The sequence below is a fragment of the Sphaerisporangium sp. NPDC088356 genome (assembly GCF_040685555.1).
In the GTDB taxonomy this organism is placed as follows: Bacteria; Actinomycetota; Actinomycetes; order Streptosporangiales; family Streptosporangiaceae; genus Sphaerisporangium.
Map to the genome: position 1 here is coordinate 1 of NZ_JBFBIK010000199.1, position 7750 is coordinate 7750.

Annotated in this window: 8 protein-coding genes; 1 reads left to right on the top strand and 7 read right to left on the bottom strand. The window is 70.9% G+C overall.

Annotated features, from left to right (window positions below):
• The 7 genes from ruvX to AB0O34_RS35510 form a co-directional block, all read right to left on the bottom strand.
• Window positions 1-462 (bottom strand): Holliday junction resolvase RuvX (gene ruvX, locus AB0O34_RS35480; RefSeq protein ID WP_363923154.1); only part of this gene is annotated, 462 nt, incomplete at its 3' end.
• 43 nt (window positions 463-505) lie between these two features.
• The gene (alaS, locus tag AB0O34_RS35485; RefSeq protein WP_363923156.1) at window positions 506-3178 is read right to left on the bottom strand and encodes an alanine--tRNA ligase; all 2673 of its coding nucleotides are present in this window, start codon (window positions 3176-3178) and stop codon (window positions 506-508) included.
• 1 nt (window position 3179) lies between these two features.
• Window positions 3180-3434, bottom strand: a complete 255-nt coding sequence (locus AB0O34_RS35490) for a DUF6167 family protein (RefSeq protein WP_363923158.1) — start codon at window positions 3432-3434, stop codon at window positions 3180-3182.
• The gene (locus AB0O34_RS35495) at window positions 3431-3814 is read right to left on the bottom strand and encodes a DUF948 domain-containing protein (protein ID WP_363923160.1); all 384 of its coding nucleotides are present in this window, start codon (window positions 3812-3814) and stop codon (window positions 3431-3433) included. Before AB0O34_RS35495 ends, AB0O34_RS35490 begins: the two co-directional genes overlap by 4 nt.
• A gap of 206 nt (window positions 3815-4020) precedes the next feature.
• A complete protein-coding gene (locus AB0O34_RS35500) occupies window positions 4021-5337 on the bottom strand; it encodes a replication-associated recombination protein A (RefSeq protein ID WP_363923162.1) in 1317 nt (438 codons plus the stop codon).
• A gap of 9 nt (window positions 5338-5346) precedes the next feature.
• Complete coding sequence (locus AB0O34_RS35505; protein WP_363923164.1) at window positions 5347-5916, bottom strand: hypothetical protein; 570 nt, start codon at window positions 5914-5916, stop codon at window positions 5347-5349.
• 51 nt (window positions 5917-5967) lie between these two features.
• Window positions 5968-6426: a hypothetical protein gene (locus AB0O34_RS35510; RefSeq protein ID WP_363923166.1), complete on the bottom strand. Its 459-nt coding sequence runs from the start codon at window positions 6424-6426 to the stop codon at window positions 5968-5970.
• A 310-nt stretch (window positions 6427-6736) separates the two neighbouring features.
• Between AB0O34_RS35510 and AB0O34_RS35515 the strand changes: the two genes are divergently transcribed.
• Window positions 6737-7660, top strand: a complete 924-nt coding sequence (locus AB0O34_RS35515) for a peptidylprolyl isomerase (RefSeq protein WP_363923168.1) — start codon at window positions 6737-6739, stop codon at window positions 7658-7660.
• The last annotated feature ends 90 nt before the right edge of the window (window positions 7661-7750 follow it).

The window sequence follows — 7750 nt, forward strand, 5'->3', positions numbered from 1 at the left end:
GCGCTGCCCCGGTGGCTCGACGGGTCTGCCCGGCGGAGCGCCGCCGGCACGCTCGGCGTCCAGGGCGGCCTGCAGCAGCACCACGGCCGCCGCCTGGTCGACCACCGCCCGCTGGTTCTTGGCCTTCACGCCGCTGGCCCGAAGGCCCTGCTGGGCGGTCACGGTGGTCAGCCGCTCGTCGTACAGGCGGACGGGCGTCGGCGCGAGCCGCCCGGCCAGCCTGACGGCGAACTGACGCGCGGCGAGCGCCGCGTGGCTCTCGCGGCCCGAAAGCGAGGTTGGGAGGCCCACCACGATCTCCATCGCCTCGCACTCGCCGGCGATCTCGGCGATGCGGTCGAGGTCGCCCCGGCCGCGCCGCACGGTCTCGACCGGCGTGGCCAGCAGCCCCGACGGGTCGCTGCGGGCCACGCCGACGCGAACCGACCCGACGTCGACCCCGAGCCGGACCCCGCGTCTCACCACGGGCTCCGGGCCCGGAACCGCGCGCGCCAGATGTACCTGATCAGGACAGCGTCTCCCGGATCGCGTGCTCGACGGCGCCGAGCGCGTCGCCGATCGCCTCGGGACGGGCTCCACCACCCTGCGCGACATCATCCTTACCGCCACCGCCACCCCCAAGTGCCTTGGCGGCGACGCCGACCAGTCGCCCGGCCTTGAGACCCCGGGTGCGCCCCGCATCGTTCACAGCGGCGACCACGACCGGACGGTCTGCGGGCACACCGGCGATCACGATCATCGCAGCGCGGTCACCGGGGAACCGGCCGCGCACGTCAAGAGCGAGTTTACGCAGGTCATCGGGGGAAGTGCCGTCAGGCGCGCGGTGCGTGACGACCGACACGCCGCTGATGTCACGGGCGGAGGCGGCGAGCTCGCCGGCCACCGCGAGCACCTGGGACGAGCGGAGCTTCTCAAGCTCGCGCTCGGCCGTGCGAAGGCGGGTGACGATGCCCTCGACGCGCTCGGGCAGCTCCTCGCGGCGCGCCTTGAGCTGCTCGCTCAGCTGGGCGACCAGCACGCTCTCGCGGGCGAGGAAGCGGAAGGCGTCGATGCCGACCAGCGCCTCGACGCGGCGCACTCCCGCGCCGATCGACGCCTCGCCGAGCACCTTGACCAGGCCGAGCTGGCCGGAGCTGGCGACGTGGGTGCCGCCGCACAGCTCGCGGGAGTAGTCGCCGACCTCGACGATGCGGACCTCGTCGCCGTACTTCTCGCCGAAGAGCGCCAGGGCGCCCATCGAACGGGCCTCGCTGAGGGAGGTGTGGTAGGCGTTGACCTTGAGGTCGTTGATCAGGATGGCGTTGACCTCGTCCTCGACGTCACGCAGGACGGTCGGCGGGACGGCCCCGGCCGCGGTGAAGTCGAAGCGGAAGCGGCCCGGGGAGTTCTCGGAGCCGGCCTGGGCCGCGCTCTCGCCGAGCGCGTTGCGGAAGCCCCGGTGGACCAGGTGGGTCGCGGTGTGGCTGCGCGAGATCGCGCGGCGGCGCTCGATGTCGATCTCGGCCAGCGCCTGCTCGCCCACGCGCAGCTCGCCGTCGCGGACCTTGCCTCGGTGCACCACCAGGCCCGCGAACGGGGACTGGACGTCCACGATGTCGACCTGCGCGCCGCCCGTGCGGATGACGCCCTGGTCGGAGAGCTGGCCGCCGCCCTCGGCGTAGAACGGGGTGCGGTCGAGGACGACCTCGACGGTGGTGCCCGCGCCCGCCGCCTGGACCGAGGCCCCGTCGACGAGCACGCCGATGACGTTCGCCTCGGCGGTGGTGTTGTCGTAGCCGAGGAAGTCGACCTTGCCCGCCCTGTCGAGCATCTCACCGAGGACCGAGATGTCGGCGTTGCCGGTCTTCTTCGCCGCCGAGTCGGCCTTCGCGCGGTCGCGCTGCTCGTTCATCAGGCGGCGGAAGCCCTCTTCGTCGACCTGGAGGCCCTGCTCGGCCGCCATCTCCAGCGTCAGGTCGATCGGGAAGCCGTAGGTGTCGTGGAGCTGGAAGGCCTGGTTGCCCGCGAGGGTCGGGACGCCCTTGCGCTTGGTCTCCTCCACGGCCGCGTCGAAGATCGCGGTGCCGGTGCGCAGGGTGCCGAGGAAGGAGACCTCCTCGGCGTCGATCACCGTGTGGATGTGGGCGGCGTCGGCCCTGAGGTCGGGATACTGGTCGCCCATCGCTTCGATGGTCGTCGCGGCCAGCTCGTGCATGTAGCGCTCCTCGCCCGCGCCGAGGAGGCGAAGGTTGCGGATCGCGCGGCGCAGCATGCGGCGCAGCACGTAGCCCCGGCCCTCGTTGGAGGGCAGCACGCCGTCGCCCACCAGCATGACGCCGGCACGCAGGTGGTCGGCGACGACCCGCAGCGAGACGTCGGCGCGGTTGTTCCTGCCGTAGCGGGACTTGGTGAGCTCGGCCGCCCTGTCGAGGATCTTGTAGGTGGTGTCGATCTCGTAGATGTTGTCGACGCCCTGCAGGATCGCCGCCATGCGCTCCAGGCCCATGCCGGTGTCGACGCTCTTGGCGGGCAGCTCGCCCGAGATGTCGAAGTCGACCTTGCTGCGCACCGCGCTGAGCTGGAACTGCATGAAGACGTTGTTCCAGACCTCCAGGTAGCGGTTCTCGTCGGCGACCGGGCCGCCTTCCTTGCCGTACTCGGGGCCGCGGTCGTAGTAGATCTCGGAGCAGGGGCCGCCTGGGCCCGGCACGCCCATGTGCCAGTAGTTGTCGGCGAGCCCCCGGCGCTGGATGCGCTCGACCGGGATGCCCACCTTGTTGTGCCAGATGTCGCGGGCCTCGTCGTCGTCGTGGTAGACGGTGACCCAGAGGCGCTCCTCGGGGAAGCCGAAGCCGCCCTCGGACTCGGGCTTGGTCAGCAGCTCCCACGCGTAAGGAAGGGCCTGCTCCTTGAAGTAGTCGCCGAAGGAGAAGTTGCCGAGCATCTGGAAGAAGCTGGCGTGCCGCGTGGTCTTGCCGACCTCGTCGATGTCGAGGGTGCGGATGACCTTCTGGGCACTGGCCGCCCGGGGGAACGGCGGCTTCTTCTGGCCGAGGAAATAGGGCTTGAAGGGCACCATGCCCGCGTTGACCAGCAGCAGCGTCGGGTCCTCGGCGACAAGGCTGGCCGAGGGGACGACAGTGTGTCCGCGCTCCTCGAAGAAGCGCAGGAAGCGGCGGGCGATCTCTGCCGACTCCATCTCAGCGGCCGTCCTTTACGTCGTTGTGATGTGTTTCTCTGACACTGTCGAGCCCGAACCGCTCTCGCAACTCGATTTCCCTGCCTGCGGACAGGCGCCTGACCTCGTCGGCGAACAGGCGCGCCTCGGCCGCCAGACTCGTGGCGCGGTCGGCCGCTCGGCGCGCGACGTGGTCGGGCTTCAACGCTTGCAGCTTACGCATCACCCAGACCGCGATGTACGCGCCCAGGGCCATGTAGAAGAGCCGCCGGATCACGGCTGCCGCCGCCTGTCGCCCGGGGGGAGCCCACGACGCCTGGCGGCGGCGCCGCGCAGGCCGTGGAGCAGCGAGGAGGCCTTGATCAGCGGCTTGGCGAACAGCGCCGAGGCAACGCCGGTGACCTTCATCATGTGGCCGCTGACCTCCTTCATGTTGCCCGCGATGGCCTCGACGGTGACCAGCTGGCGGTTGGTCTCGGCGACGGTGACGCTGACCTCGTCGAGCAGCGGGACGACCCGCTCGCTCAGGTCGGCGACCATCTTGGTGGTCTCGGTGAGCAACCGGGCCAGCCTCACCAGCACCACTGCAAGAAAGCAGACCAATATCGCCCAGAACAATGCGACGACGAGGCCGGCGACCTCTCCGGCGGTAAGCATGTCGATGCGTCCCCTCGTAGGTGACCTACGGATGTGTGGCCCGGCTGGGGCGGTGGAATGCAGAGACCCTATCGCGCCCGGGCTCGGTGCCGTCGCTCAGCACGCCACACCTGTGGACGGGCGGCGGTCACGGGCGGATCTGTGGACAAGCGGCGGTCACGAGCACACCCGGGGCGGTCACGAGCACACCCGGGGACGGGCGGCGGTCACGGGCGGCCGCGCAGGAACTCACGGATCTTGGCCCACCGGTCGGCGAAATGCGCCTCGCCGCCGTGACGGGTCGGCTCGTAGTAGCGCCGCCCGCGGACCTCCTCGGGCGCGTAGTCCTGCTTGACCAGGCCGTGCTCGAAGTCGTGGGGGTACTGGTAGCCCTTGCCGTGGCCCAGCTTGGCCGCGCCCGGGTAGTGGGCGTCGCGCAGGTGGCCGGGCACCTGCCCGATCAGGCCTCGCCGCACGTCGTCGGACGCGGCGCCGATCGCCTTGATGACGGCATTGGACTTCGGGGCCAGCGCGCAGTGGATGACCGCCTGGGCGAGGTTGAGGCGGCCCTCGGGCAGGCCGATCATCTGCACGGCCTGGGCGGCGGCCACCGCGACCTGCAGGCAGGTCGGGTCGGCCATGCCGACGTCCTCGGAGGCGAAGATCATGATGCGGCGGGCGAGGAACCGGGGGTCCTCCCCCGCCTCGATCATGCGGGCTAGATAGTGCAGCGCGGCGTCCACGTCGGAGCCGCGCATGCTCTTGATGAACGCGCTGATGACGTCGTAGTGCTGGTCGCCCTGCCTGTCGTAGCGCACCGCGGCCTTGTCGACGGCCTTCTCGACGGTCTCGACGGTGACCTCGCCGTCGGGGACCAGCAGCGCCGCCGCCTCCAGGTAGGTCAGCGAGCGGCGGGCGTCTCCCCCGGCCAGGCGGACCAGGTGGTCCATCGCCTCGGGCGCGAGCCGCACCCGGCCGTCCAGACCGCGCGGGTCGCCGACGGCGCGGTCGACGACGGCGCGCACGTCGCCCTCCGAGAGGGACTCCAACGTCAGCAGCAGCGACCGCGACAGCAGCGGTGAGATCACCGAGAAGTAGGGGTTCTCGGTGGTGGCCCCGATGAAGGTCACCCAGCGGTTCTCCACGGCGGGCAGCAGGGCGTCCTGCTGGGCCTTGTTGAAGCGGTGGACCTCGTCGACGAACAGGACGGTCTGGCGCCCGGTCATGCCGAGCTCGCGCTTGGCCTGGTCGATGGCGGCGCGCACGTCCTTGACCCCGGCGGAGACGGCCGACACCTCGACGAACCGCCGCTTGGTCACCCCCGCCACGACGTAGGCGAGCGTGGTCTTGCCGGTGCCCGGAGGGCCCCACAGGAACAGCGACATGGGGGCCTCGCTCTCCACCAGGCGGCGCAGGGGCGTGCCCTGGCCGAGCAGGTGGCGCTGGCCGACGACCTCGTCGAGGGTGCGGGGCCGCATGCGCACGGCGAGCGGCTCCTGGCTCCTGTGGGCTTCCTCCGCCGCCGAATCGAACAAACTCTCCACACGTCGACACTACCGCCGATAGAGCAGGTCGACGGTGTCGTGGTGGGCGCCCCAGGTGAGTTCGAAGGTCCAGCAACCGGGCTCGGGCACGTCGGTCGCGCTGGGATAGATCTCGCCGGGGCCCGAGCCGTCGGGGAAGGTGGCGCGCACGACGGGCCGCCCGGCGCCGCGAGGGTGGGCGACGACGCGCAGTTCGGCGGAGTCGCGCGGGAGCCGTACGTACCAGAGGATCTTGTTGGAGGGGTTCGTGGGCGTGCCCGCGCGGAGCGGGTCGGCGAACAGGTAGCCGAGCGCGTTGCCCTCGCGGCCGAGGACGAACCGGGTGCCGGGGGCGTTCTCGGTGGCCCAGGCGGGCGGGCCGCCTGACTGGACCGGGGTGTCCCCGCATCCGCCCACGGCCTCCTGGATGCCACTCGGCCCCGCACTCGCCGGCGCCGTGGGCGATGCCGGCGCCGTGGGCGATGCCGGCGTCTCTGCGGGCAGGGCCGGCGCCGAGGAGGCCGGTGGTTCGCCGGAGGCCGTCGGGGAGGCGCACGCCGCCGCCGCCAGGCACGCCATCACGATCGTTGCGCGTTTCATGCCGGTAATACCGCGCCCGGGCCGTCCAGGTTCCACGGCGTCGGGCGCCGGCTAGCCGGCCCACACCGCGGTCGCGCCCGTGTGACCGGCCATGAGGACGTAGTAGCCCGCGACCAGGGCGAGTGCCACGGTGACCGCCGACAGGACGCCGGTCGTCACCTTGCCGAGCTTGAGGGACGAGTAGACCAGCAGGAGCGAGGCGACGCCGAGGCCGATGACGCTCAGAAGCAGGGGGTTGGCGTAGCTCTCGTGGTCGTTGATCCGCTGCCCGAGCGTCCCCTCGAGGCCGCCCCCGAACCTCCCCTCCTTGAACGCCTCGCCGCTCTCCTTGGCGGCGAACGCGGTCGCCGGGGCTGCGATGGCCAGCAGGACCACGGCCCACGAGAGGGACGGGCGCACGCGCGGGACCAGCCCGTACACCACGGAGCCGAGGGCCAGCAGCGGAATGAAGATGACCGCGGTGTGGATGATCAGGGGATGGGCGGGCAGGCCGAGGATCTCATCGAACATGTCTTGGCTCCTGTGAAGTGGCTCGTCGTCCCCTATACGGATCCGGCGGCCCGCTGGTTCTCGTTCTCCGGGCCGCCCCGGATCACGCGGGCGACCCCCTTCGCCCGCGTGACTCGATGATGTCCGTGGCCGCGTCAAGCCACCGTAAGAAATTCCCCAAGACAACATTCCTCGCCGCAAGCATGCCCACAAGCAGGTAAAGTACGATCTTCATCACCGTGCGAACTGGGCGTTTTATACGGGCTCAACGTAAAGGCCGGTACGATTCCCGAGCACATAAAGTCATCTATCGGCAAATGGAAGGCATACCGTGACCGACGTGGATCGCCAGACCCAGCTGGCACGGGAGCACCGCGAGCGACAGGAACAGCGGGGCAAGAACACCGGCGGCGGGGGCACGTCCAAGCGGAACACGATCATCGGCGCCGGAGTGGGGGTCGTGGTCGTGGTGGGCGGCATCGTCGCCGCGACCACGCTCATGGGCGGCAAGGACGACGCCAAGCCCGGCGCGGCAGCCGCCTCGACCCCCTCGGCCTCCGTCTCGGCCGCAGCCTCCGCACCGGCGGCGCTGCCCAGCTCGACGGCCGAGCCGGCCGCGGGGAGCTGCACCTACCGCAAGGACACGAGCGGGTCTCCCGCCAAGAAGGTGGGCATGCCGCCGTCGAAGCCGGACCTGAAGGCCAAGACCATGACGATCGCCACCAACCAGGGCACGATCGTCATCCAGCTCGCCACCGCCCAGGCACCGTGCACGGTGAACTCCTTCGAGTTCCTCGCCAAGAAGAACTTCTTCGACAACACGCGCTGCCACCGCCTGGCGACGCCGGAGACCACCGGCCTCGGGATGCTGCAGTGCGGCGACCCGCTGGCCAAGGGCGACGGCAAAAGCAAGGAGGACGGCACGGGCGGCCCGGGATACATGTTCGACGACGAGAACCTCGGCGGCATCGGCCTCGGAAGGGGCACGGTCGCCATGTCGCAGGCCTCCGAGGACGCCAACTCCAACGGCAGCCAGTTCTGGATCTCCTTCTCCGACGAGAACACCCAGCTGGCCGCCCAGGGCGCCGCCTTCACCCCGTTCGGCGTCGTGGTCAAGGGCATGGACGTCATCGACAAGATCGCCAAGGGCGGCATCATCCCCTTCAACGGCGACCCCATGGCCGATGTGAGGGGCGAGGGCTCCAACGCCCCCAAGCTGCCGGTGATCATCAAGGACGTGAAGATCTCCCGCTAGCGGTCAGGCCTGTTCACGAGTAGAGGGCCCGCGGGGGCGCCGGGGGGCGAGGCGGTGTTAGCCGGCCGGGCGGGGGCCGTCGGGGCGGGC